Consider the following 24,530-nt stretch of genomic DNA (forward strand, 5'->3'; position numbering starts at 1 on the left):
GTCCCGTGCGGGCCGGAGTGACGTGGCGCGCTCCTCAGCGGTCCGACATCCCCGAGCTGTCGCCGAAGAGGATCTCCTCCGCGATCGTCCGGGAGCGGCGGGTGAGCCGCAGGTAGCGCTCCTCGAGATCCGCGGCGGAGTCCTCCTCGCCGTCCACGAGCCGGGCGAGGGCGCGGAGGTCCCAGCGGTCCGTCGGCAGCAGGTCCCCCTCGCGTCCCTTCCACAGGAACAGGCAGCGCCGGATCTGCCAGCACAGCGCCCAGGCGTCGGTCAGCTCGCGGACCTCGCGGGCGTCGAGCAGCTCGGCCTCCGCGGCGGCCTCGAGGGTCGCGAGGGTGGACGGCGTGCGCAGCTCCTCGTGGTCGTGCGCGTGCTCGAGGGCGACGAGCTGCGCGCACCACTCGACGTCCGTCATCGCCCCCCTGCCGAGCTTCACGTGTCGGGCGGGATCGGCGCCGCGCGGCAGCCGCTCCGACTCGATCCGCGCCTTCATGCGCGTGATCTCCCGCCGGGCATCGCGATCGAGGCCGCCGGCGGGATAGCGGTGGCGGTCCATCTCCGTGGTGATCTCCTCGGCGAGGGACTGCGAGGCGACGACGGGCCGTGCGCGGAGCAGCGCCTGCTTCTCCCAGGTGAGGGCATCGCGTCGGTAGTAGTCGACCCATGCGGGCAGGGTGCGGGCGAGCAGGCCGTTGCGGCCCTCGGGACGGAGGTCCGCGCTGACCCTCATGTCGGTTCCGGAGGCGGGAGCGTTCAGGATGTGCTGGACCTGCGTCGCGACGGCCACGCCGATCTCCCCGCTCGCCGCTCCGGCTCCGCGGTCGAGGACCAGGAACTGGACGTCCGCATCGGAGGAGTAGCCCATCTCCCGGGCGCCGAAGCTGCCCATCGCGATGATCGCCATCTCGATGCCGAGGGCGCGGGCCGGATCGGAGCGGCGCTCCCGCAGCTGCGGCGCGGTGTGCTCGTCCACCGCATCGACCTCGGGCAGCGGCACCGAGTCGACCGCGACGACCTTCCGCTCCCGTGCGACGGCGTGGTAGGCGACGAGCAGCCCGGCCTCGAGCACCGCCTCCGCGAGATCGGTGAGCGCATGCGCCACCTCGCGCGGGGCGGCGAGTCCGGTGAGGTGGGCGAGAGCGATGCGGAGCAGCTCGCGGTTGCGGGTGCGTCGCAGCACGTCCCGTGCCGCCTCGACGGTCTCGACCCGCCGGATGACGGCGAGGAACTCGCGGCTCAGGTGCTCCCTGCCGAGCGGGCGGAGGTCCTCGTCGCGGGACAGCCAGCGCACGGCGCCCGGGATCTGCTCGAGCTGCTCCCCCACGAAGCGGCTCGTGGAGAGCACCGCGGTGAGCCGGCGGGCCGCGGTGCCGGAGTCGCGGAGCAGCCCCAGGTACCAGTGCTCGGAGCCGATCACGTCGGAGAGCCGCCGGAACATGAGCAGGCCGAGGTCCGGGTCCGTGCCCTCGGAGAACCATTCGAGCATCGCGGGCAGCAGCTGGCGCTGGATCGCTGCGCGGCGCGAGAGCCCCTCGGTGAGGGCTTTGATGTGGGTGAGGGCCCGGGTCCCGTCCCGGTAACCGATCGCGGACAGCCGCACGGCGGCGCCCTCGGGGCTCAGCGCGATCTGGTCGTCGGAGAGCTTCGCGGAGGTGACGAGCAGCGGCCGGTAGTAGATCTCCTCGTGCAGCTGCCGCACGCGCCGACGGGTGCGCTGGTAGCGGCGTCGGAACTCCTCGGGGCCCAGTCGCAGCGAGCGGGCGAGACGGCGCAGGTCCCCCTCGGCCGTCGGCAGGACCTGGGTGCGGCGCATGCGGTGCAGCTGCAGCCGGTGCTCGGTGGCGCGCAGGAAGCGGTAGGCCTCGTCCATCTCCTCGACCTGGGAGCGGGCGATGTACCCGCCCTCCCCCAGCCGCGCGAGCGCCTCGAGGGTCGTGCGGGCGTGGAGCTCCTCGTCGGTGCGCCCGTGCACCATCTGCAGCAGCTGGACGGTGAACTCGACGTCGCGAAGGCCGCCCGGGCCGAGCTTGAGGTTCCTGTCCGCCTCGCCGGCCTTGATGTGGGCGATCACCCGGCGGCGCATGGCGCGGGTGTCCTCGACGAAGCCGTCCCGCGTCGAGGCCTTCCAGATCCAGGGCTCGACCATCGCCTCGAAGTCGCGGCCCAGCTCGCGGTCGCCGGCCGCGGCGCGCGCCTTCAGCAGGGCCTGGAACTCCCACGACTTCGCCCAGGTCGTGTAATAGCGCCGGAACGAGTCCGGGGTGCGCACGAGCGGGCCGTCCTTGCCCTCGGGTCGGAGGTTCGCGTCGACCTGCCAGAGGGAGCCCTCCGCAGTGCGGTCCGAGCAGACGCGCGCGAGCTCCCGAGCGAGGGCGGATCCGCGCGCGACGAGCTCGTCCTCGTCGATGTCCGCGCCGTCGGCCACGTCGACGACGTGCATGACGTCGACGTCCGAGAGGTAGTTGAGCTCCCGGGCGCCCGTCTTCCCCATGGCGATGACGCTCCAGCGCACGTCCTCGTGCCCGTCCACCGCGCCGCGGGCCACGGCGGCCGCGGTCTCGAGGGCCGCGTCGGCGAGGTCCGCGATCGCGGCGGAGACCTGCGGCTGCAGCGGGACGGGCTCCTCGGCGACGACGTCCGCCGCGGCGATCTGCAGCAGCCGCTCGTGATAGGCGACGCGCAGCGCGTCCCGCGCCTCACGGCCGGTGAGCGCGGCGAGCGGGACGTCGGCCGCGGGGTCGGCGCCGACGGCCCGCAGCAGGTCCTCGCGCACCGCGTCCCGGGGCCTGGTCAGCCCGTCGTCGCCGCGGCGCAGCACCTCGAGCAGCTCGGGGTGACGGGTGAGCACGTCGCCGAGCGCGACGGACGTGCCCAGCAGCCGGATCAGCCGGTGCCCGGGGGCCCCGGGCGTGGTGACGTCCTCGAGGAACTCCTGGAGCAGGGACCGGTGACCCGCCTCGATCGCGGACTCCGCCAGACGGAGCAGACCGAGCACCGCCTCGTCGCCGTCCGGTGTCGCGCCGAGCGCGGCCGCCGCCCCCTTCTCGAGACCGGCCAGCGCCGGCTCGGTGAGGAAGCGGCGCACCCGCTCGGTGCTCGTGAAGCCCAGTCGTGCGAGGGCGCCGGTCGTGGTGGGCGGCTCGGGGGTCACGCGTTCTCCTTCCCCACGCGTCCTCAGACGCGACCGAAGGTCGCGTCGAGCTCGTAGGCCGTGACCTGCTCGCGGTAGCGGGACCACTCGTTGCGCTTGTCGCGGAGGAAGAACTCGAAGACCTGCTCGCCGAGGGTGCGGGCCATGAGCTCCGAGCCCTCGAAGCTCTCGAGGGCGCGGAAGAGGTCCGTGGGCAGCGGCTCGATGCCCATCGCCTGGCGCTCGCGCTCGGTGAGGTCCCAGACGGCGTCCTCGGAGCCCTCGGGGAGCTCGTACTCCTGCTCGATTCCCTCGAGCCCCGCCGCGAGCAGCACCGCGAAGGCGAGGTACGGGTTGGAGGCGGAGTCCAGGCCCCGGAACTCGACGCGGGAGCTCGTGCCCTTGGTGGGCTTGTGGAAGGGCACGCGCACGAGAGCCGAGCGGTTGTTGTGCCCCCAGCAGACGTAGCTCGGGGCCTCCTGCGCGCCCCACAGGCGCTTGTAGGAGTTGACCCACTGGTTCGTCACCGCGCAGTACTCCCCCGCGTGCCGCAGCAGGCCGGCGATGAACTGCCGGCCCATACGGGAGAGGCCGTACTCGGCTCCCGGCTCGTGGAAGGCGTTGCGCCCGCCCTGGAAGAGCGAGAGGTGCGTGTGCATGCCGGAGCCGGGGTGCTCGATCATCGGCTTCGGCATGAAGGTCGCCACCTGGTCCATGCCGAGCGCGACCTCCTTGACGACGGTGCGCAGCGTGATGATGTTGTCCGCCGTGGTGAGCGCGTCGGCGTAGCGCAGGTCGATCTCGTTCTGGCCGGGGCCGTTCTCGTGGTGGGAGAACTCCACCTGGATGTTCATGCCCTCGAGGTGCTCGATCGCAGCACGACGGAAGTCCTGGCCGTTGCCGCGGTGCACGTGGTCGAAGTAGCCGGCGTGGTCGATCGGCTGGAGAGCGCGGCCGTTCCGGTAGGGCTCCTGGAAGAGGTAGAACTCGATCTCGGGGTGCGTGTAGAAGTCCAGGCCCTTCTGCTCCACGCGGGCGAGCATGTCCTTGAGGACACGGCGCGGGTCCGAGGCGGCCGGCTCGCCGTCCGGCGTGAGCACGTCGCACATCATGCGGGCGGTCGCGTTGCTCGTGCCGCGCCAGGTGAGCAGCTCGAAGGTGCGCGGGTCCGGACGCAGCAGCATGTCGGACTCGAAGCTGCGGGTGAGCCCCTCGATCGTGGAGCCGTCGATGCCGACGCCCTCGGTGAAGGCGGTCTCGAGGTCCGCGGGCGAGATCGCGATGGACTTCAGCGTCCCCACGATGTCGCAGAACCACAGGCGGATGAACCGCACGTCGTGATCGGTGACCCGGCGGATGACGTCGTCCTGCAGCTGATCCATGCCCTTAGTGTGCACGACGCGACCCGCCCCCGGGATGCTGTCCCGGGGGCGGGTCGGGTCGTGCGAGGTGTGTGCTGGGCGGGCTCAGCTCGTGGCGGTCGAGGTGTCCACGAGCCAGGTGCCCGCGGAGCCCTTGGACATCGAGATGCCCATGTCCTGGCCGTTGAACGAGATCGCGGCGGTGCCGTCCCCGTTGTCCGCCGCCGTCACCGTCTCGGTGGTGAACAGGCTCGAGTCCTGGCCCTCGTACGCCTTCGTCATCGATCCGAACTGCGACTTGCATGTCTCGAGGTTGTTCGAGGCGAACGCATCCCCCGTGGTCGGATCCTTGATGAGTCCGCACGCCTTCTCCGAGTCGCCCTCGACGGCCGCGGTGAGGAAGTCGACGAACGCCTGGCTCGCGGCGGTGAGGTCCTCGTCGGACAGCGGGCCGGAGGCGGCGTCGTCACCGGCGTCCTCGCTCGCGGCGCCGCCCTCGTCGGAGGCGCTGTCCTCGGCGGCGGCCGCGTCGTCCCCGGCCTCCTCGGCGGCGCTGGCGGCCTCGGTGGTCTTCTCCTCCGGCGCGGCGGCGTCGTCGGAGCTGCCGCCGCATGCCGCGGCGCCGAGCACCACGGCCAGGCTTCCGAGCACGACGGCCCCGCGACGGGCGTTCCTGCGGATCATGGTGGTCATCGCTGTTCCCTGTTCCCCGGTGGGACCCACCTGCTGTGCGCCCCTTGTGCCCCGTAGCCTGCCACGGCGACCGCGCCGCCCACCATGGGGAGAGGTCCCCACTCCGGTCGCGGCGCGGGCACAATGGGAGCCGACCGCCACCGACCCGCCCAGGAGACCCCGTGAGCAGCGCCCCGACACCCCCGACCTCCGGCCCGGCCAAGATCCGCCTGCGCCACCTGCTGGACGCCAAGGAGCGAGGTCGCCCGTTCACGATGCTCACCGCGTACGACCAGATCTCCGCGCAGGTCTTCGAGGCCGCGGGCATCGACGTGCTGCTGGTGGGCGACTCCGTGGGCACCGCCGTGCTCGGGTACAGCTCGACCACGTCGACCACCCACCAGGACATGCTGACCTTCACGGGCGCCGTCGCCCGCAGCGTGCACCGCCCGCTGGTCGTCGCGGACCTCGCCTTCGGCACCTACCAGACCGGCCCCGAGGACGCCGTGCGCCACGGCGTCGAGCTGATCCGGGCGGGCGCCGAGGCCGTGAAGCTCGAGGGCGGCCACGAGATCGTGCCGCAGGTGCGGGCGCTCGTCGCCGCGGGGATCCCCGTCATCGGCCACCTGGGCTTCACGCCGCAGTCCGTGAACTCCCTCTCCGGGCACCGCGTCCAGGGCCGTGAGACCGCCGGGGCCGATCAGCTCGCCGACGACGCCATCGCGCTCCAGGAGGCCGGGGTCTCCGCGATCGTCCTCGAGCTCGTGCCCGCGGCCGTCGCCGCCCGCATCACCGAGGTGGTCGCGGTGCCGACGATCGGGATCGGCGCCGGCCCCGACTGCGACGGCCAGGTGCTCGTGTGGCAGGACATGGCCGGTCTCTCCGGCTTCGAGGGCCGCTTCGTGCGCACCTTCGCGCACCTGCGCGGTCAGCTGCAGACCGCGGCGGAGGAGTACCGCGCCGCGGTCACCTCCCGCGCCTACCCGGGCCCGGAGCACTCCTTCGAGTGACCCCGGGCCGGGAGGGCCGATCCGCTGAGGTCAGTCCTCCGCGTCCCAGGCCGCGTCGTCACGGTCCCAGGACTCGTTGCGCGCGGCGGCCTTCTCGAGCGCGTGCTGCGCCTCCTCGCGCGAGGCGTAGGGGCCCATCAGCTGGCTCCCCGGGGACTGGTGCCCCTCCTCGACCTGCTTCGTGTCCAGGTTGTAGTAGAACGGCGTGGGCTCGCTCACGGTGTGCTCCTTCCCAGAGCTGAGAGGATGGTGCCCATGACTGTAGAGCAGGAATGGATCCGTCCGGAGGGACGCGCGGAGCTGGTGCCCGGCGAGCTCTCCCCCCGTCGCAGCGTGCCCGCGAGCATCGAGCGCCCCGAGTACGTCGGCAAGGACGAGGCGGTCTCCGACTCCGGTCCCTACGTCCAGACGCCCGACGTCATCGCCCGCGTCCGCGAGGCCTCCCGCGTAGCGGCCCTCGCCCTGCAGGCCGCCGGCGAGGCCGCGCGCCCCGGGGTGACGACCGACGCGATCGACGCGGTCGTCCACGAGGTGCTCCTCTCCGAGGGCGCGTACCCCTCGACCCTCGGCTACCTCGGCTTCGAGAAGTCGTGCTGCACGAGCCTCAACGAGGTCATCTGCCACGGCATCCCCGACTCGACGGTCATGGAGGAGGGCGACATCCTCAACGTCGACGTCACCGCCTACCTGCACGGGGTGCACGGCGACACCAACGCCACCTTCCGGGTGGGCGAGGTCGACCCGCGCGTCGACGAGCTCGTCACCCGCTCCGAGGAGGCGATGATGCGCGGCATCCGCGCCGCGAAGCCCGGCCGCGAGGTCAACGTCATCGGCCGGGTCATCGAGAAGTACGTGCGCCGCTTCGGCTACGAATCCGTGCACGACTACACCGGACACGGCGTCGCGGAGGGCTTCCACAACGGGCTGGTCATCCCCCACTACGACTCGGCCCCGATGTTCGACGACGTCATCGCCGAGGGCATGACCCTCACCGTCGAGCCGATGGTCACGCTCGGCTCGCAGGCGTGGGAGCAGTGGGACGACGGCTGGACCGTCGTCACCCGCGACCGCGGCTTCACCGCGCAGTTCGAGCACACCCTCGTCATCAACGAGGACGGGCCGGAGCTGCTCACCGTCGTCTGAGCGGGCCGACGGGCAGGACGGGGTCCGTGCCGCGAGGAGATCTTCGGCATACTGTCCCTCGCGGCCGCCCGTCGGACGGCCCCGGACCCGGCGGACCGGGACGAGGACCCATCGTGAGCTCTGACAAGCAGAAGACGGCCTTCGGCATCGACATCGGCGGCAGCGGCATCAAGGGCGCCCCCGTCGATCTGCGCAAGGGGAAGCTCGCCGCGGACCGCGTGCGCATCCCGACCCCGCAGCCGTCCCTCCCGGATGCCGTCGCGGACACCGTGCGCGACCTCCTGGACTCCTTCGACGTCCCCGCCGGCATGCCGGTGGGCGTCACCTTCCCGGCGGTCATCCAGCACGGGATCGCCCGCACCGCGGCGAACGTGGACGACTCCTGGATCGGCACGGACGCCGACGCCCTGTTCACCGAGCGCACCGGCCACGACGTGTTCGTGGTCAACGACGCTGACGCCGCCGGCATCGCCGAGGCCGAGTTCGGCGCGGCCCGCAAGCAGAAGGGCGTCGTCATCGTGACCACGCTCGGCACCGGCGTGGGCAGCGCGGTGTTCAACGACGGCGAGCTCGTGCCGAACACCGAGCTGGGGCACGTGCTGCTCCACGACATGGACGCCGAGAAGTACATGGCGGACTCCGCCCGGGACCGCGAGGACCTCGACTGGAAGACCTGGGCGGCGCGCCTGCAGGAGTACTACGCGCACATCGAGTTCCTCTTCAGCCCCGACCTGTTCGTCGTGGGCGGCGGCGTCTCCAAGCACCACGAGAAGTACCTGCCGCTGCTGGACCTGAAGACCCCGATCGTCCCTGCGAAGCTCCGCAACGAGGCCGGGATCATCGGTGCCGCGGCGCTGGCCCGCAAGGAGGCCAAGCGGGCGAAGAAGGCGGCGTCCTCGGACTGAGGACCGCCACCGCCGACGAGGAACGGGCCCGGACGCTCTCGCGTCCGGGCCCGTCCATGTCGAGCGGACCAGCCGGCCTGTAAGCCGGGTTCTGTGTTCGACAGTCATCCCTCTCGGATCGCCGTTGCCGACGACCTCCAGCGGTCCACCCGGACGCTCGGGCTGGCACCCTCGAACGCGCCCTGTCCGACCTTGCTCCCGGTGGGGTTTACCGTGCCGGCCTCGTCACCGAGACCGCGGTGGTCTCTTGCACCACCCTTTCACCCTTACCGCCCCGCCCGAGGGCGGGGAGGCGGTCTGCTCTCTGTGGCACTGTCCCGCGGATCGCTCCGGGTGGGCGTTACCCACCACCGTGCCAGGTGGAGCCCGGACTTTCCTCGGCCCCGCACGAGTGCGGGGACGCGACTGCCCGGCCGACTGGTCCGCCCAGGATCCTACGCCCGCGCTCCCGTGCCCTGCACCGGGCCCGGGCGCGGCGTGCGCAAGCTCTCCGCGCCGCCTGCCGGCGCGGGCGCCGCGGCCCGGGACAATGGACGGGTGCTGATGCTGCTGCCGCCCTCCGAGACGAAGACCCGCCCCGCCGACGGGAGCGCGCCGCTGGATGCGACGGCGCTCGCCCACCCGGAGCTGTCCAGGGCGCGGGAGACGATGCTGAGGGCCGCGCGGTGCACCGCCGAGGGGCGCGACGGCGGGGAGCGCCTCGGCGTGCCCGCCTCCTCCCCCGAGCTCGTGGCGCGGATGGCCGCGATCCACGAGGAGCCCGCGGGTCCGGCCCTCTCCGTCTACTCCGGGGTGCTCTACGACCAGCTCGCCCCCGGGGCCGTGATCCCCGAGGACCGCCGGGTGCTCGTCATGAGCGCGCTGCTCGGCGTCGTCGACGCCGCCGGGGACCGCGTGCCCGCCTACCGTCTCTCCGCCGGGTCCCGGGTGCAGCGGCTCGGCGCGGCCGGGCCCTGGTGGTCCACCCACCTGAGGCCGCTGCGCACGCGACTGCTCGAGGAGACGGGGGCGGGGCCCTCGCCGCTCGTGGTCGACTCCCGCTCGGGGGCGTACCGCTCGATGCTCCCGCTGCGCAGCGGGCGCGGGGCGCGCGTCCTGCAGGTCGCGCCCGTGCAGGAGCGGGGTGGATCGCGGAAGGTGATCTCGCACGACGCGAAGCGCTACCGCGGGATCGTCATCCGGGAGCTGATCGCGGCCCCGGAGCTGCCCGGGGACGCGGACGCCCTCGTGGACCTCCTGCGCGAGCGTCTCGCCGCAGTGCCGGGCGTCGCTGGTGCGCCGCTCGGCGTCGAGCTCGACGGGGATCAGCTCGTGGTCGTCGACCCGGTGGGCTGAGTCCCCTCCCCCGATCCGCCGGGACCCTCCGCTCCGCCGGGACCCTCCGCGCCGCCCTCGCCCGCCTGCGCGCCGTCCCCCGACTCCGCCGCGGTGATCGCGGCACGGAGGCGCTCCCGCACCTCCGCGATCCCGCCCCGCGCATCGATGCGTCGTGCCCGCGGGCGGATCTCCTGGACCCTCTCGAGGGAGGCGATCAGGTCCACCGCGTCCGACGGCGGCGTGAGCGCGCTGTTCACCGCGTGCTCGGGCCGGTCCGGCCGCTCCGCCCGGGTGGCGAGCCGGGACGCGAGCGTCGAGGCGTCGAGGTCCAGCACGAGCTCGTGGAAGCGCGCGCCGTGGCGGCGGGCCGCCTCCTCGAGCGCCGCGGGGAACTCGGGCCGGGCGAGGTACTGCCCGAGCACCGCATCGGCGCCGGCGGCGAGCTGCGCGTCGACGAGCGCGAGGGCGAGCTCCCGGGCCCGCAGCCCGGCCCGCTGCGGGTCACCCGGCCAGGAGCCGAGGCCGTGCTTGATCTGGTCGACGTCGATCGCGAGGGCATCGGGGTCGCCCGCGACGAGCTCACGCGCGAGCGTGGACTTCCCGCTCCCGGGCGCGCCGTTGAGGAGGACCAGACGGGCCATGGCTCAGCCCGCGCGCCCGGTCCAGGGATCGGTGGTGCGCGCGGAGACGGCCACCTCGAGACCGGGAAGGGCCGTGGTCAGCAGCTCCTGAGCGAGTGGGAGCCACAGCGCCTCGCTCGCGGAGTGCGGCACGTCCACGAGCGCCGGCACCGCGAGCGGATCCGCCGCGGACTCCACGTGCTCGAGGGTCGGATGATGGCGGAGGTCCGAGGTGACGTAGGCGTCCACCCCCGCCGCGGCGGCGTCCGAGAGGAAGGAGTCCCCCGCGCCGGGGCAGACGGCGAGGGTGCGGACGACGCGGCCCGGATCTCCGGTGCGGAGGATCCCGCGGGCCGTCGCAGGGACGATCCCGGCGATCCGCTCGCTCAGCGCGGCGACGCTCATCGGCGCGGGGAGCGTGCCCACGGCGCCCAGACCGAAGCGGGCGGAGCCGTGGCCGGCACCCTCGAGGGCACCCGTGCCCCCTCCCTCGCCGCCCCCCAGCGGCCGTGGGTCCTGCAGGTCGAGGGCCCGGATCCAGGCGCCGACGGTGCCGAGGGTGGAGCGGTCCACGTTCGTGTGCCCGCACCACAGGCCGACGCCGGCGCGCAGCAGGGCGGTGACGACCGCGCCCTTGCCGTCGTCTGCCGGGAGGAAGCTCGCGCCGCGCAGCAGCAGCGGATGGTGGGTGACGAGCAGCTGGTGGCCGTCCTCGATCGACTCGCGGGTCACGTCGAGCGTCGGGTCGACGGCGAGCAGCACGGAGCGCACCGTCGCCTGCCGCTCCCCCAGCACGAGGCCGGCGCGGTCCCAGTCCTCCGCCCACGAGAGCGGGTAGGCCTCCTCGAGGACGCCGACGACGTCGCCGAGCATCGGGGTGCCCATCAGGCGCCCAGCACGCGGGTCTCGACGAGCGCGGCCTGGAACGCCTTCCAGGACATGAGCACGCACTTCACCCGGTTGGGGAACTTCGCGGCGCCCACCAGCGCGATGCCGTCGCCGATGATCTCCTCGTCCCCCGCCTGCTTGCCGCGGGCGTGCATGACCTGGTCCATGTGAGCGGCGATCGGCTCGATCTCGGTGAGCGTGCGCCCGATGAGCAGGTCGCTCATGATCGAGGCGGAGGAGCGGCTCATCGCGCAGCCCGTCGCGTCGTAGGAGACGTCCTCGACGCGCACGGCGCCGTCCTCCCCGGTGCCGAGGTGCACGCGCAGGGTGATCTCGTCGCCGCAGGTGGGGTTCACGTGGTGGACCTCGGCGTCGAAGGGTTCGCGCAGCCCCGCGTGGAGCGGGCGCTTGTCGTGCTCGAAGATGATGTCGGTGTACAGGGAGGTGAGATCCATGGGGTCTCCGATCACTCGAAGCGGGCGAAGAAGTCGATGACGGCGCCCATGCCCTCGACGAGCGCATCGATCTCCTCCGGTGTGGTGTACACGGAGAAGGTGGCGCGCGTGGTGCCGGGCACGCCGTAGCGGCGGTGCAGCGGCCAGGCGCAGTGGTGGCCCACCCGCACCTCGACGCCGCGGGAGTCGAGCACCTGGCCCACGTCGTGGGGGTGACGCCCCTCGAGGACGAAGGACACGGCGCCCACCCGGTCCGGACCGGGGCCCGGGCCCAGGATCCGCACCCCGGGGAGGGCGGCGAGGCCCCGCACGGCGCGGTCGGTGAGCTCGCGCTCGTGGGCGGCGACCGCCTCCATGCCGAGCGCGGAGAGGTAGTCGCAGGCGGCGGCGAGGCCGACGGCCTGGGAGATCATCGGGGTCCCCGCCTCGAAGCGGGCCGGCGGCTCGGCGTAGGTCGACCGCTCCATGGTCACGGTCTCGATCATGGAGCCGCCGGTGATGAAGGGCGGCAGCTGCTCGAGGATCTCGTGGCGGCCCCAGAGCGCGCCGATCCCCGTCGGCCCCAGCATCTTGTGCCCCGAGAAGGCGGCGAGGTCCACGCCGAGGCCCGGCAGGTCCACACTCATGTGGGGCACGGACTGGCACGCGTCGAGCACCACGAGCGCGCCCACGGCGTGGGCGGCCTCGGCGAGCTCGGCGACCGGGTTCACGGTGCCCAGCACGTTGGACTGGTGCGTCAGGGCGAGCACCTTGGTGCGCTCGGTGAGCAGGGAGCCGAGATCGGAGAGGTCCAGCCGGAAGTCCTCGCCCAGCGGGATCCACCGGAGCGTGGCACCGGTGCGCCGCGCGAGCTCCTGCCAGGGCACGAGGTTCGCGTGGTGCTCCATCTCGGTCACGAGGATCTCGTCGCCCTCGCGCACCCGAAGCCGCTCCGGCGTCGAGGCGTCCCCGTTGCCCAGCGAGTAGGCGACGAGGTTCAGCGCCTCGGTCGCGTTCTTCGTGAACGCGATCTCCTCGGGACGCGCGGCGCCGACGAAGCCGGCGACGGTCTCCCGCGCGGTCTCGTAGGCGTCGGTCGCGGCCTCGGCGAGGCGATGGGCCCCGCGCTTGACGGCGGCGTTGTCGTGGCGGAGGAAGGCGACCTCGGCGTCGATGACCTGCTGGGGGCGTTGAGCGGTCGCTCCGGAGTCCAGGTAGATCAGCGGGGTCGTCTCGTCGAGCCGGCGGCCGAGGATCGGGAAGTCCTCCCGGATCCGGGCCACGTCGAGCGGGGACGGGACGGTGGACGCCTGCGGCGCGGTCATGCGGTGCCTTCCCATAGGGGACCTTGGGGGTCTTCCAGTATAGGAACGGGAGGCGCCGCCGGCGGTGCCGGGGTCGGGCACGCCACGTCACGCCCCTCCTCGATCGCCTGCCCGTCGCCCCGTGCATCGCAGGCACCCTGGGGCCGGGCACGGGACACGAGCAGGCAGGGGATGCCAGACTGGGCCCGTGGGCACCGTCATCCTCATCGTCTTCGCGATCGCCATCGTCACCACGCTGGTGGTGATGATCCCGCGCACCGTGCGCGCCCTGCGCGCCGACGCTGCGCGACCCCGATCGGAGCGCGAGCGTGAGCGCGACTCCCGCTCCGCCGTCATCTGGCTGCTCGTGGTCGTGATCGTCGTCGGGGCGCTGTGCCTCGCCTATCTGCTGACGCGCAGCGCCTGAGCGCGAGCGCCCTCACGGCGCGGCTGCGCGCCGCCGGCAGCGTCTTCGCCGAGGAGGAGGCGCAGCTGCTCCTGGCCCGGGCACGCTCCGCCGAGGAGCTCGAGGAGCTCGCCGCGCTCCGGATCGCCGGGGCCATGCTCGAGCACGTGGTGGGCGAGGTCGAGTTCTGCGGGCTGCAGCTGCCGCTCGGCCCCGGCTGCTTCGTGCCCCGGCGTCGCACGCGCCTGCTCGCCCGGCTCGCGGTCGCTGCCCTGCGCGGTCACCCCGCCTCGCCCCGCGACCTCCGGTTCGTCGAGGTCTGCTGCGGCATCGCCCCGATCGCCGCGGTCGTGCACCGCGCACTCCCCGCGGTCTCCCTGGACGTGACGGACGTGGACCCGGTCCCGCTCGCCCACGCACGCCGCCACCTGCCGCCCACGGCGGGGGTGCACCGCGGGGACCTGCTCGACGCGCTCCCGGAGTCGCTGCGCGGAGCGGTCGACGTGATCGCAGCGGTCACCCCGTACGTCCCGACCACGGCGCTGCCGCTGCTCCCCCGCGAGGTGCGTGAGCACGAGAGCGAGCTCGCGGTCCACGGCGGGGAGGACGGGCTGGACCTCGCACGGCGGCTCGTGACCGCGGCGCCGGCCTGCCTCGCGCCGGGCGGGACGCTGCTGCTCGAGCTGCACCGGGAGCAGGCCGCCCTGCTCGCGCGGGAGTCATCGGATCCGGGGCTCACGTCCCGGTTCCACGGGGCGCTCGACGGGCGGACCGGAGTGCTCGCCCTGCGTCGAGGGTGCTGATCGGGTGGGTCGTGAGGGGTTCGAACCCCCGACATCCACGGTGTAAACGTGGCGCTCTACCGGCTGAGCTAACGACCCCGTCGGGGCGGGGCCCCGTGGGCGCCGCCCCGGGAGGGCGGCGCCGGTGGATCACTGACGGGAGGCGAGGCGGGTGCCGGTCCAGTCCGCGGCGAGGCTCACGGTGCTCATGACGCGCAGGCCCGCGGTGCCCGCGGCCTCCTGGACCTCGCCGGGGGTGACGTGGCCGTCACGGCCGGCCTTGGGCAGCAGCAGCCAGATCGGACCACCCGCGGTGAGGGTGGTCAGGGTGTCGACGAGGGCGTCGGTGAGGTCGCCGTCCTCCTCGCGCCACCACATGATGACGGCGTCGACGATCTCCTGGCAGTCCTCGTCCTCGAGCTCCTCGCCGATGGCGTCCTCGATCGCGTCCCGCAGATCGAGGTCGACGTCGTCGTCGTACCCGAACTCCTGCACGATCTGCCCCGTCGAGAGGGCCATCACCTCTACGGGCGAGCTGGTGGCATTGACGTCGGACGACGGTGACAAGAACGGACTCCTCACGGGACGGGGATGACGGACGGCGCACGAGCGGCGCCGGATGCGGAGCGGACGCCCGGGGACGGAGGCCCCGAGGCACTGCTGCGCGCAGGTCGATGCTATCCCACGGCCCGTCGGCACGCACCGGCGGAGGCGGGATCCTCGGCCTGCCCGCCCTCCCCGACCCGCGGCGCGTGTCGGGTCTCTCACGGTCCCAGGGGCCGACAGGACCGTCGGGAGCGGTGCTCACGACGGTAGGCTGACGGGCACCATGGCCGAAGGTCCGGGCGCACCGTCGCACCATCCGTCGGCTGGTCCGACGCCTCCCGTAGAGAGAAGGACAGTGTGAGTTCGTTCGAGACGCCTCGTCCCATCGGTATCAACCTGCCCAGCCATGCGCAGGATCCTGATCCCGAGGAGACGCGGGAGTGGCTGGACTCCTTCGACGGCCTCGTGGAGCAGCGCGGTGAGGACCGCGCCTCCGAGATCGTCCAGAACCTCATCCAGCATGCCCGTCACCAGGATCTCCACCTGCCTGATTCGCTGACGACGGACTACGTCAACACGATCCCGGCGGATCAGCAGCCCGAGTACCCCGGTGACCTCCGCCTCGAGCGCGAGATCCGCGACATCAACCGCTGGAACGCGGCGATGATCGTCCATCGCGCCCAGCGCCCCGGCGTCTCCGTCGGCGGCCACCTCTCGAGCTACGCCTCGATCGCGACGATGTACGAGGTGGGCTTCAACCACTTCTTCCGCGGCCGTGACCACGAGGGCGGCGGCGACCACGTCTTCTTCCAGGGCCACGCCTCCCCCGGCATCTACGCCCGCGCCTTCCTCCAGGGCCGCCTCACCCAGGAGCAGCTCGACGGGTTCCGCCAGGAGAAGTCCAGCCCCGTCGGCATGCCGTCCTACCCGCATCCGCGGGCGATGCACGACTTCTGGGAGTTCCCGACGGTCTCGATGGGCATCGGCCCGGTCAACGCGATCGAGCAGGCCTCCTTCGACAAGTACCTCCACAACCGCGGTCTCAAGGACACCTCCCAGCAGCACACCTGGGCGTTCCTCGGCGACGGCGAGATGGACGAGGTCGAGTCCCGCGGCGCGCTGCACATCGCCGCCAAGGAGCACCTCGACAACCTCACCTTCGTCGTGAACTGCAACCTGCAGCGGCTCGACGGCCCGGTGCGCGGCAACGGCAAGATCATCCAGGAGCTCGAGGCGCAGTTCCGCGGTGCGGGCTGGAACGTCATCAAGGTGATCTGGGGCGCCGGCTGGGACCCGCTGCTGGACGCCTCCGACGACGGCGCCCTCATCGACCTCATGAACTCCACCCCGGACGGCGACTTCCAGACCTACCGGGCGGAGAACGGCGGCTTCATCCGCGACAACTTCTTCGGTCGCGACCCGCGCACGAAGGCGCTCGTCGAGGACATGTCCGACGACGACATCTGGTGGAAGCTCAACCGCGGCGGCCACGACACCCGCAAGATCCACGCCGCCTTCCAGGCCGCGATGGACCACAAGGGCCAGCCCACGGTGATCCTCGCGCACACCATCAAGGGCTACCGCCTGGGCAAGAGCTTCGCGGGCCGCAACGCGACCCACCAGATGAAGAAGTTCACGCTCGAGGACCTCAAGGCCCTCCGCGACACCCTGAACATCCCCTTCTCCGACGAGCAGCTCGAGTCCGGCAGCGTCTACGACGCCCCGCTCTACGTGCCCGAGCCCGACTCCGAGGTCATGCGCTACTTCGAGTCCCGTCGCGCCGAGCTCGGCGCGGTGCCCTCGCGCCGCACCGAGCACACCCCGCTGCCGATGCCCGAGGAGAAGGTCTGGGAGGTCGCCAAGCGCGGCTCCGGCAAGCAGGAGATCGCCACGACCATGGCGCTCGTGCGACTGCTCAAGGACCTGCTGCGCGACAAGCAGAGCGGCAAGCGCTGGGTGCCGATCATCCCCGACGAGGCGCGCACCTTCGGCATGGACTCGCTGTTCCCGACGGCGAAGATCTACAACCCCGACGGCCAGAACTACCTCTCGGTGGACCGCGACCTGCTCCTGGCCTACAAGGAGTCGGTGCAGGGCCAGATCAAGCACATGGGCATCAACGAGATCAGCTCGACCTCCGCGTTCACCGCGGCGGGCACCTCGTACTCCACCCATGACCTGCCGATGATCCCGCTCTACATCTTCTACTCGATGTTCGGGTTCCAGCGCACCGGCGACTTCTTCTGGGCCGCCGGCGACCAGATGGCGAAGGGCTTCGTGATCGGCGCGACCGCCGGCAAGACGACCCTCGCCGGCGAGGGCCTCCAGCACATGGACGGCCACTCCCCGATCCTCGCCTACACCAACCCGGGCACGGTCATCTACGACCCGGCGTACGGCTACGAGATCGGGCACATCCTGCGCGACGGCCTGCAGCGCATGTACGGGGAGGACGAGACCCGCCTCCAGGAGGTCTTCTACTACCTCACCGTCTACAACGAGCCGATCGTGCAGCCGGCCGAGCCCGAGGGGCTCGACGTCGAGGGCCTGCTCAAGGGCATGTACCTGCTCGAGGGCGCCGCGGAGGGCGAGGGCCCCGAGGTCCAGCTGCTCTCCTCCGGCGTCGGTGTGCCGTGGGCCCGCCACGCCCGCGAGATCCTCGCCGAGGACTGGGGCGTGCGCGCGAGCGTGTGGTCCGTGACCTCGTGGACGGAGCTGCGCAAGGAGGCCCTCGAGGCCGAGAAGCACAACCTGCTCCACCCCGAGGACCAGCGCACCCCCTGGATCTCCTCCCGCCTGCAGGGCGTGACCGGGCCGTTCGTCGCCTCGAGCGACTACGACTTCCTGGTCCCGGACCTCATCCGCGAGTGGGTCCCGGGCAGCTACGGCGTGCTCGGGGCGGACGGCTGGGGTTTCTCCGACACGCGCCCCGCCGCGCGCCGGTTCCTCAAGATCGACGCCCACTCGATGGTCGTCAAGGCGCTCCAGCTGCTGGCCCGCGAGGGCAAGGTCGATCCGTCCCTGGTGCGCCGGGCGATCGACAAGTACGACCTCACCGACGTCAACGCCGGCCAGTCCGGCTCCTTCGGCGGCGAGTCCTGACATCGACGGGCCGTCCGTCCCTCCGGGGGCGGGCGGCCCGTCGCCGTCCCCGCACGCGGCCGCGCACCGGCGCCGCCGCTCCCCTGCACCACCCGTCGTCCCCTCATCCGGAGGTCTCCCCGTGCTCGCGATCGTCTGCCCCGGCCAGGGCGCCCAGAAGCCCGGCTTCCTCGAGCCCTGGCTCGACCTGCCCGGCGTCCGTGAGCGCCTCGAGGCCCTCTCCGTCCCCGCCGGCATCGACCTGGTCGCCCACGGCACCGTCTCGGACGCGGACACGATCCGCGACACCGCGGTCGCCCAGCCGCTCCTCGTCGCCGCCGGCATCATCGCGGCCGCGGAGCTGCTCTCCCCCGCCGATCTCCCGTCCCCGGACCTCATCGCCGGGCACAGCGTCGGCGAGCTCACCGCCGCCGCGATCTCCGGGGCGCTCTCCGACGAGGACGCCCTGCGGCTCGTCGCCGTCCGCTCCCGCGCCATGGCCGACGACGCCGCGAAGGAGCCGACGTCCATGGCCGCGGTCGTCGGCGGAGTGCGCGAGGAGGTGCTCGCCGCGATCGAGCGCCACGGGCTGCACCCTGCCAACCTCAACTCCGCCGGACAGGTCGTCGCGGCGGGCGCCGTCGACGCCGTCGCGGCCCTCGCCGAGGACGCCCCGGCGCGTGCCCGGGTGATCCCGCTGCAGGTCGCCGGAGCGTTCCACACGCCCTACATGGCCGGTGCCCGGGACGCCGTGGCCGCCTTCGCCCCGGAGCTCGCGCCGGCCGCCCCCTCGACGCCGCTCGTGTCCAATGCGGGTGGGGAGCTCGTCACCGACGGCGGCCGCTACCTCGAGCTGATCGTCGGCCAGGTCGCCTCCCCCGTGGACTGGGAGGCCTGCATGGCCACGCTCAAGGAGCGCGGCGTCACCGGCATCATCGAGGTCGCCCCCGCGGGCACCCTCACCGGTCTCGCGAAGCGTGAGCTGAAGGGCGTGGCGCTCGCGAACCTCAACGTGCCCGCCGACCTCGAGGCCGCCCGCGCCCTCGTCCGCGAGCACGCCGGCGTCGCCCCGACCGCCGAGGAGGCCTGAGCGATGGCGATCTCCCTGCGCTCCCGTCCCACCGTCCCCGGCTCCCGGGTGCTCGCCTACGGCGCGGCCCGCGGCGACCTCGTGGTCCCCAACGACGACCTCGTGGGTCCCATCGACTCCTCCGACGAGTGGATCCGCCAGCGCACCGGCATCGTCACCCGGCACCGCGCGAGCGCCGAGCTCGGGGTGAAGGACCTCGCCCTCACCGCGGGTCGCGAAGCGCTCGAGCGCTCCGGCATCGCGATCGACGAGCTCGACGCGATCATCGTCTCCACGATCTCCTTCCCGTACCCCACGCCCTCGCTCGCCACCTGGCTCGCGGGGCAGCTGGGACGTCCCGACGTCATCGCCTACGACATCTCCGCGGCCTGCGCGGGCTTCGCCTACGGGATCGGCCAGGCGGACTCCCTCGTGCGCTCCGGCTCCGCCCGGAACGTGCTCGTGATCGGCGCGGAGAAGCTCTCCGACTTCGTCGACCCCACCGATCGCTCGATCAGCTTCCTGCTGGGCGACGGCGCGGGCGCCGCGGTCGTGGGAGCGTGCGAGCAGCCGCTGATCGGCCCCACCGTGTGGGGCAGCGACGGCGACAACTGGTCCACGATCCGCATGACCGGCTCGCTCACCGAGTTCCGCGACGGCACGGGCCCCTGGCCCACGCTCGAGCAGGACGGTCGCACCGTCTTCCGCTGGGCCGTGTGGCACACGGCGAAGAAGATCCGCGAGATGCTCGAGCTGAGCGGCCTCACGATCGAGGACGTCGACGTGTTCGTGCCGCACCAGGCGAACATGCGCATCGTCGACGAGCTCGCCAAGCAGCTCGCGCTGCCCGAGCGCGTCGTCATCGGGCGGGACATCGCGGAGACCGGGAACACCTCGGCCGCATCGATCCCGCTCGCGACCCATCGTCTGCTCGAGGAGGGCGCCGCGGGCAGTGGCGACGTCCTCGTCCAGTTCGGCTTCGGCGCGGGCCTCGCCTACGCCGGCCAGGTGATCGTGCTCCCCTGAGCACCCGCCACCCGGTGCGGCATGTCGTGACCGTCACGCCGCGCCGGACCACCTGGACCATCACCGCTCGGACACCGTCCGTCGCGGGTAGTCTGTCCCCGCCAGAGAAACCGACCCACAAGGAGCACCCATGGCCAGCACCGAGAACGAGATCCTCGAGGGCCTCGCCGAGATCGTCAACGAGGAGACCGGTGTCGCCACGGAGGACGTCAAGCTCGACAAGTCCTTCACCGACGACCTCGACATCGACTCCATCTCGATGATGACCATCGTCGTCAACGCCGAGGAGAAGTTCGACGTCCGCATCCCCGACGAAGAGGTCAAGAACCTCGTCACCGTCGGCGACGCCGTCACCTACATCGCGGGCGCCCAGTCCTGACCCGCTCCTGGCGCCCGGGGCCCCAGGTCCCGGGCGTCGCTGCACCCCGCCCCTTCCCGTCCCCGTCGTTCCGGAGGTCCAGATGACCGCTCCTCGCCCCCGTGTCGCCGTCACCGGTCTCGGCACCGTCAACCCCCTCGGCGGCGATATCGCCACCACCTGGGAGAACGCGCTCAAGGGCACGTCGACGGCCCATACCCTCGACAACGACTGGAAGGAGCGCTACGGCCTCGCCGTGGACTTCGCGTGCGAGGTCACGATCGACCCGTTCGACGTGCTCGCCCGTCCCGAGGCGAAGAAGCTCGACCCCTCCGGCCAGTTCGCCCTCATCGCCGCGCGCGAGGCGTGGTCCGACGCCGGCACCCCCGAGGTGCCCGGTGAGCGCCTCGGCGTCGTCATCGGCACCGGCATCGGCGGCGTCTGGACGATCCTGGACCAGTGGGACGTGGTCCGTGAGCGCGGCGCCCGCCGCGTGAACCCCTTCACCGTCCCGATGCTCATGGCGAACTCCTCGAGCGCGCACATCGAGATCGAGCTCGGCGCGAAGGCCGGGGCGCACACCCCCGTCTCCGCCTGCGCCTCCGGCGCGGAGGCCGTCGCCCAGGGCTTCGACATGATCCGCTCCGGCCGGGCCGACGTGGTCGTCGTGGGCGGCACCGAGTCCTGCGTGCATCCGCTGCCGCTCGCCGGCTTCGCGAACATCCGTGCGCTCTCCACGCGGACCGACGATCCCGAGCACGCCTCCCGTCCTTACGACACCGATCGCGACGGATTCGTCCTCGGTGAGGGCGCGGCCGTGCTCGTGCTCGAGTCCGAGGAGCACGCCGCCGCCCGCGGAGCGCGCGTCTACGCCTACGTGGCCGGCCGCGGCATGGCCTCGGACGCTCACCACATCTCCGCCCCCTCCGCGGAGGGGCAGGCCCGTGCGGTGCGCGAGGCGCTCGAGGACGCCGGGCTCGAGGCGGCGGACGTCAAGCACGTCAACGCCCACGGCACGTCGACTCCGCTCGGCGACATCGGCGAGCTGAACGCCGTCTCGCAGGCCCTCGGCGGCGTCACGGACCAGCTCGTCGTCACCTCGACGAAGTCGATGACCGGTCACCTGCTGGGTGGCGCGGGAGCGCTCGAGTCGGTCTTCTCCGTGCTCGCGGCGCACCACCGCATCGCCCCGCCGACGATCAACATCGAGAACCTCGATCCCGAGACCCCGATGCGGATCGCGCAGAACGCGCCGGCCGAGCTCCCCTCGGGTGATCTCGCGGTGCTGAACAACGCCTTCGGGTTCGGCGGCCACGACGTGGCCGTCATGTTCACCAGCGCCTGACCCGGCCGTCGACGAAGCGCCCCGCCCCGGAGTGATCCGGGGCGGGGCGCTTCGTCGTGCTGGAGCGGGGCTGCGGGCCGATCCGCTGCAGCAGGGCCGCGGGAGGGCTGCGGCGGTCCCGGCGGACCCCGCAGGAGACGGGTCGGTTCAGCCCACGCGGTGGAGCCAGCGCATCGGTGCGCCCTCGGCGCCGTGGCGGTAGATCTCGAGCTCCTCGTCCCAGGGCTCGCCGAGAGCGATACCGAGCTCGCGGTGCAGGGCGGTGGGATCCGCGCCCGCCCGTTCCATCGCGCCGCGCACCTGGTCCTCGCCGAGCACGGTGTTGCCGGCCCGGTCGGTCATGGCGTAGTGGATGCCGAGGTCGGGGGTGCAGCTCCAGCGGGAGCCGTCCTCCTGGGTGGTGGCCTCCTGGGTCACCTCGAAGCGCACCTCGTGCATGCCTCGCAGGGCGCTGACGAGGCGGGCGCCGGTGTCCTCCCGGCCGCGCCAGGTCATCTCGCCGCGGAGCATCCCACGGTGGGCGGGCTGCTCCTCCCAGCGGATGCGGCACGGCATGCCGAGGACTCCGCTCGCGGCCCACTCGATATGAGGGGTGAGGGCGCGCGGGGCGGAGTGGATGTGGACAACACCCTGGGTCATCGCGTTCCTTCCGGTCTCCGAGACGTCTTCCCCACGAATCGGCGGACAGGATGCAGGCTGCGATGGACTGCAGGTGGCGGGCCGGGGCCCGGGGACAGACTAGAGGGTCTCGCGGATGGCGCGCAACGCCTGCTTGCGCACGGAGCGCTCGAGGCCGTCGATGTACAGCGCCCCGTCGAGGTGGCCCACCTCGTGCTGGATGAGGCGCGCGATGATCCCCTCCCCCTCGAGCTCGATCTCCTGTCCCTCGACGTCCATGCCGACGCAGCGGGCATAGGCGGAGCGGGTGCGCGGGAACCAGAGGTTCGGGACGGAGAGGCAGCCCTCGTCCCCCTCCTGCAGCTCGTCCGAGAGCTCGACGATCACGGGGTTGAGGATGCAGCCCAGCGGCTGGTCGAGATCCGGGAGGTTCCAGGAGAAGGCGCGCACGGAGACGCCGATCTGGTTGGCGGCGACGCCAGCACGACCCTCGTCGTCCACGGTGGCCACGAGGTCCGCCGCGAGCCGGCGCGTGGAGTCGGTGATGTCCCGGACGGGATCGCAGGGGGTGCGCAGCACGGGATCGCCGACGATCCGGATGGGGCGGATGCTCATCGGGCATCCTCCTCCGCCGGCGGCTCGCCCTCGGCACCGAGGATCCGGTGCGTGACCTCGACCCCCGGGACGATGCTGCGCTCGACGGTGCAGGCGGCTGCGACGGCGCGGCCGAAGACCTTCACGACCGCGGCGACCTCCTTCTCGTCCAGGCCCTCCAGGGGCAGCTGGATCTCCTCGCCGATGCGGAGGTAGCGGTCCTGCTCGGCGTCGGACTCGTCGTGCGCCCACAACCGCATCGGGAAGTCCTCGCCGAGGCGGCGTGCGAGGGTGCGGTCCGAGCTCATGCCCGCGCAGCCGAGCAGCGCGATCTTCAGCAGCTCGCCGGGGTTGACCTGCCCCTCGCCGGAGCCGATGGGGATCTCGACGCCGCGCTGGTTGCGTCCCACGAGGGAACGCTCTCCCACGCGGTCCACCCAGACGCTCGCCCCGGTGACACCCTCGGGGAGCGGGAAGCTGTCGTGCGGCAGGACCATGGGATCTCCCGATTGACGGTGGGGGCGGGGCAGGGGGGGAACGAGAACAGCCCCGGCGCTGGGCCGGGGCTGTTCTCGGTGATGCTGGCTCCCGCGACTGGACTTGAACCAGTAACCGTTCGATTAACAGTCGAATGCTCTGCCGATTGAGCTACGCGGGATCGACCTGGACGACTCTAGCAAGCCTCCGCCCTCCGCGCATCCCGAAGAGGCCTCCGACCGGTGACTATGCCCTAAATCACGACACGCTCGAGCGGAGAGCGCCGTCCATCGGGCTCTTCGGGGCGGAGGGGTCGGTGGAGGCCCGCACGAGCAGCTCGGGCTCGATCACCCGGGACTCGAAGGTGCCGGAGCTGCGGTCCCCGCGTGCCGCGACGACCTCGAGCAGGCGGCTCGCTGCGAGGCGCCCGTACTCGACGGCCGATCGTCCGATCGCGGTGATGGGCGGGCGGTGGCTGCGGGCGAGCGGTGAGTCCTCGATGGTCACGACGGCGACGTCCTCGGGGATCGCGCGACCGGACTCGAGGACGACGTGGGCGCCGGCGAGGGCCATCTCGTCGCTGTCGAAGACGATCGCGCTCGGGGCGTCCTCGGTCGCGAGGAGGTCCGCCGTCGCGCGGGCGGCGCCCTCGGCCCCGTAGCCGGCGTCCTGGAGCACGGTGCCGACGCCGAGCTCGGCGCCGACGGCCTCGAAGGCGGCGTCCCGCTGCGCGGTGTGGAGGAAGGACGCGGTGCCTGCGACGCGCGCCACGCGGCGGTGGCCGAGCGAGGCGAGGTGCTCGACGACGAGGCGCACCGCGAGGGCATCGTCCACGTAGACGGCGGGCAGGCTGCCGTGGTGCCCGGGGCCGCCCACCACCAGCGCGGGCTCGCCGAGGGCCTCGAGGGCGGGGACCCGCGGATCGTCCACCCGCAGGTCCACCATGACGACGCCGTCGACGCGACGCTGCGCGAACCAGCGACGGTAGGTCTCGACCTCCGCCTCCGGGGAGTCGACGATCTTCATCTGGAGGGCGTAGTCGCGAGCGCTGAGCACCTCCTGGAGCCCGGCGCCGAAGGCGCCGAAGAAGGCCTCGGAGCCGAGGACGTCCGCCGGGCGGGCGAGCACCATGCCGATCGTGAGCACGGGGGCGCCGGCGAGGGCGCGCGCGGCCGGCGACGGCTCCCAGTCCAGCTCCTTCGCGATCCCGAGGATCCGCTCCCGGGTGGCGTCGGAGACCCCGGGGCGACCGTTCACGGCGAGGGACACCGCAGCGGGGGTGACGCCGGCACGGCGGGCGATGTCCGCGATAGTGACGCGCCCCCGGCGCGGGGCGGGCGTGGACGGTGGCATGGGCTCTCCCCTGGGACGGCGCCCGCAGGGGCGGCGGACGGCGGATCGTGCTCGCTCCGACGGTACCGGGGAAACACGGCGCGGACGGCTA

24 protein-coding genes, 2 tRNA genes and 1 other RNA gene are annotated in these 24,530 nt (G+C 72.6%); 11 read left to right on the forward strand and 16 right to left on the reverse strand.

The window, feature by feature from the left end:
- Positions 1-34: 34 nt before the first annotated feature.
- The 3 genes from ABD080_RS11610 to ABD080_RS11620 form a co-directional block, all read right to left on the reverse strand.
- Complete coding sequence (locus ABD080_RS11610) at positions 35-3,151, reverse strand: bifunctional [glutamine synthetase] adenylyltransferase/[glutamine synthetase]-adenylyl-L-tyrosine phosphorylase (RefSeq protein WP_343905102.1); 3,117 nt, start codon at positions 3,149-3,151, stop codon at positions 35-37.
- Positions 3,152-3,174: 23 nt separating this feature from the next.
- A complete protein-coding gene (locus ABD080_RS11615) occupies positions 3,175-4,512 on the reverse strand; it encodes a glutamine synthetase family protein (protein WP_343905104.1) in 1,338 nt (445 codons plus the stop codon).
- An 84-nt stretch (positions 4,513-4,596) separates the two neighbouring features.
- Entirely contained in the window at positions 4,597-5,184 is a 588-nt protein-coding gene (locus ABD080_RS11620; protein WP_343905106.1) for a hypothetical protein, read from the reverse strand.
- 161 nt (positions 5,185-5,345) lie between these two features.
- Here ABD080_RS11620 and panB point away from each other — a divergent pair, with 161 nt between their 5' ends.
- Entirely contained in the window at positions 5,346-6,173 is an 828-nt protein-coding gene (gene panB / locus ABD080_RS11625; RefSeq protein ID WP_343905108.1) for a 3-methyl-2-oxobutanoate hydroxymethyltransferase, read from the forward strand.
- Positions 6,174-6,203: 30 nt separating this feature from the next.
- Here panB and ABD080_RS11630 read toward each other — a convergent pair whose 3' ends face one another.
- The gene (locus ABD080_RS11630) at positions 6,204-6,392 is read right to left on the reverse strand and encodes an SPOR domain-containing protein (protein WP_137770735.1); all 189 of its coding nucleotides are present in this window, start codon (positions 6,390-6,392) and stop codon (positions 6,204-6,206) included.
- 36 nt (positions 6,393-6,428) lie between these two features.
- Between ABD080_RS11630 and map the strand changes: the two genes are divergently transcribed.
- Positions 6,429-7,316 (forward strand): type I methionyl aminopeptidase, encoded by an 888-nt coding sequence (gene map, locus ABD080_RS11635; protein WP_343905110.1) that lies wholly within the window; start codon positions 6,429-6,431, stop codon positions 7,314-7,316.
- A 113-nt stretch (positions 7,317-7,429) separates the two neighbouring features.
- A complete protein-coding gene (gene ppgK, locus ABD080_RS11640; RefSeq protein ID WP_259359839.1) occupies positions 7,430-8,221 on the forward strand; it encodes a polyphosphate--glucose phosphotransferase in 792 nt (263 codons plus the stop codon).
- Positions 8,222-8,285: 64 nt separating this feature from the next.
- Here the strand turns inward: ppgK and rnpB are convergent.
- Positions 8,286-8,642, reverse strand: an RNA gene (gene rnpB / locus ABD080_RS11645) — RNase P RNA component class A.
- A 29-nt stretch (positions 8,643-8,671) separates the two neighbouring features.
- On the opposite strand from rnpB, the gene yaaA reads away from it, so the two are divergent.
- Entirely contained in the window at positions 8,672-9,556 is an 885-nt protein-coding gene (gene yaaA / locus ABD080_RS11650; RefSeq protein WP_343905113.1) for a peroxide stress protein YaaA, read from the forward strand.
- On the opposite strand, the gene ABD080_RS11655 is transcribed toward yaaA, so the two are convergent.
- The 4 genes from ABD080_RS11655 to ABD080_RS11670 are packed head-to-tail and all read right to left on the reverse strand — an operon-like array spanning position 9,526 to position 12,805.
- Positions 9,526-10,179 (reverse strand): AAA family ATPase, encoded by a 654-nt coding sequence (locus tag ABD080_RS11655; protein WP_343905115.1) that lies wholly within the window; start codon positions 10,177-10,179, stop codon positions 9,526-9,528. The genes yaaA and ABD080_RS11655 overlap by 31 nt on opposite strands.
- Positions 10,180-10,182: 3 nt before the next feature.
- The gene (locus ABD080_RS11660; RefSeq protein ID WP_343905117.1) at positions 10,183-11,043 is read right to left on the reverse strand and encodes a Nif3-like dinuclear metal center hexameric protein; all 861 of its coding nucleotides are present in this window, start codon (positions 11,041-11,043) and stop codon (positions 10,183-10,185) included.
- A complete protein-coding gene (gene sufU, locus ABD080_RS11665) occupies positions 11,043-11,501 on the reverse strand; it encodes a Fe-S cluster assembly sulfur transfer protein SufU (RefSeq protein ID WP_264449887.1) in 459 nt (152 codons plus the stop codon). Before sufU ends, ABD080_RS11660 begins: the two co-directional genes overlap by 1 nt.
- 11 nt (positions 11,502-11,512) lie before the next feature.
- The gene (locus ABD080_RS11670; protein WP_264449888.1) at positions 11,513-12,805 is read right to left on the reverse strand and encodes an aminotransferase class V-fold PLP-dependent enzyme; all 1,293 of its coding nucleotides are present in this window, start codon (positions 12,803-12,805) and stop codon (positions 11,513-11,515) included.
- 187 nt (positions 12,806-12,992) lie between these two features.
- Between ABD080_RS11670 and ABD080_RS11675 the strand changes: the two genes are divergently transcribed.
- Both ABD080_RS11675 and ABD080_RS11680 read left to right on the forward strand, forming a co-directional pair.
- Positions 12,993-13,211, forward strand: a complete 219-nt coding sequence (locus ABD080_RS11675) for a hypothetical protein (protein ID WP_137770727.1) — start codon at positions 12,993-12,995, stop codon at positions 13,209-13,211.
- A complete protein-coding gene (locus ABD080_RS11680) occupies positions 13,178-13,993 on the forward strand; it encodes a class I SAM-dependent methyltransferase (protein WP_264449889.1) in 816 nt (271 codons plus the stop codon). The genes ABD080_RS11675 and ABD080_RS11680 overlap by 34 nt, the downstream gene beginning before the upstream one ends.
- A gap of 5 nt (positions 13,994-13,998) precedes the next feature.
- Here ABD080_RS11680 and ABD080_RS11685 read toward each other — a convergent pair.
- Both ABD080_RS11685 and ABD080_RS11690 read right to left on the reverse strand, forming a co-directional pair.
- A tRNA-Val gene (locus ABD080_RS11685) sits at positions 13,999-14,071 on the reverse strand.
- Between the two features lie 51 nt (positions 14,072-14,122).
- The gene (locus tag ABD080_RS11690) at positions 14,123-14,491 is read right to left on the reverse strand and encodes a DUF3052 domain-containing protein (protein ID WP_137771727.1); all 369 of its coding nucleotides are present in this window, start codon (positions 14,489-14,491) and stop codon (positions 14,123-14,125) included.
- A 384-nt stretch (positions 14,492-14,875) separates the two neighbouring features.
- On the opposite strand from ABD080_RS11690, the gene aceE reads away from it, so the two are divergent.
- The 5 genes from aceE (at position 14,876) to ABD080_RS11715 (ending at position 21,397) form a co-directional block, all read left to right on the forward strand.
- Positions 14,876-17,620: a pyruvate dehydrogenase (acetyl-transferring), homodimeric type gene (gene aceE / locus ABD080_RS11695; RefSeq protein ID WP_264449890.1), complete on the forward strand. Its 2,745-nt coding sequence runs from the start codon at positions 14,876-14,878 to the stop codon at positions 17,618-17,620.
- Between the two features lie 121 nt (positions 17,621-17,741).
- Positions 17,742-18,689: an ACP S-malonyltransferase gene (locus ABD080_RS11700; protein WP_264449891.1), complete on the forward strand. Its 948-nt coding sequence runs from the start codon at positions 17,742-17,744 to the stop codon at positions 18,687-18,689.
- 3 nt (positions 18,690-18,692) lie between these two features.
- Positions 18,693-19,694, forward strand: coding sequence for a beta-ketoacyl-ACP synthase III (locus ABD080_RS11705; protein WP_264449892.1), 1,002 nt, complete (start codon positions 18,693-18,695; stop codon positions 19,692-19,694).
- A gap of 130 nt (positions 19,695-19,824) precedes the next feature.
- A complete protein-coding gene (locus ABD080_RS11710; RefSeq protein ID WP_137770722.1) occupies positions 19,825-20,073 on the forward strand; it encodes an acyl carrier protein in 249 nt (82 codons plus the stop codon).
- Between the two features lie 82 nt (positions 20,074-20,155).
- Positions 20,156-21,397: a beta-ketoacyl-[acyl-carrier-protein] synthase family protein gene (locus ABD080_RS11715; protein WP_264449893.1), complete on the forward strand. Its 1,242-nt coding sequence runs from the start codon at positions 20,156-20,158 to the stop codon at positions 21,395-21,397.
- Positions 21,398-21,544: 147 nt separating this feature from the next.
- Here the strand turns inward: ABD080_RS11715 and ABD080_RS11720 are convergent, their stop codons facing one another.
- The 5 genes from ABD080_RS11720 to ABD080_RS11740 all read right to left on the reverse strand — a co-directional run bounded on the left by ABD080_RS11720 (position 21,545) and on the right by ABD080_RS11740 (position 24,439).
- On the reverse strand, positions 21,545-22,036 hold the full coding sequence (locus ABD080_RS11720; protein WP_264449894.1) for a DUF3145 domain-containing protein: 492 nt from the start codon (positions 22,034-22,036) through the stop codon (positions 21,545-21,547).
- Between the two features lie 99 nt (positions 22,037-22,135).
- Complete coding sequence (locus ABD080_RS11725; RefSeq protein ID WP_264449895.1) at positions 22,136-22,630, reverse strand: peptide deformylase; 495 nt, start codon at positions 22,628-22,630, stop codon at positions 22,136-22,138.
- Positions 22,627-23,106: an OsmC family protein gene (locus ABD080_RS11730; RefSeq protein ID WP_264449896.1), complete on the reverse strand. Its 480-nt coding sequence runs from the start codon at positions 23,104-23,106 to the stop codon at positions 22,627-22,629. Before ABD080_RS11730 ends, ABD080_RS11725 begins: the two co-directional genes overlap by 4 nt.
- A gap of 85 nt (positions 23,107-23,191) precedes the next feature.
- Positions 23,192-23,267: transfer RNA gene (locus ABD080_RS11735), tRNA-Asn, on the reverse strand.
- Between the two features lie 77 nt (positions 23,268-23,344).
- Entirely contained in the window at positions 23,345-24,439 is a 1,095-nt protein-coding gene (locus ABD080_RS11740; RefSeq protein WP_343905129.1) for a LacI family DNA-binding transcriptional regulator, read from the reverse strand.
- Positions 24,440-24,530 lie beyond the last annotated feature (91 nt).

Source organism: Brachybacterium rhamnosum, assembly GCF_039526185.1.
Lineage (GTDB): Bacteria > Actinomycetota > Actinomycetes > Actinomycetales > Dermabacteraceae > Brachybacterium > Brachybacterium rhamnosum.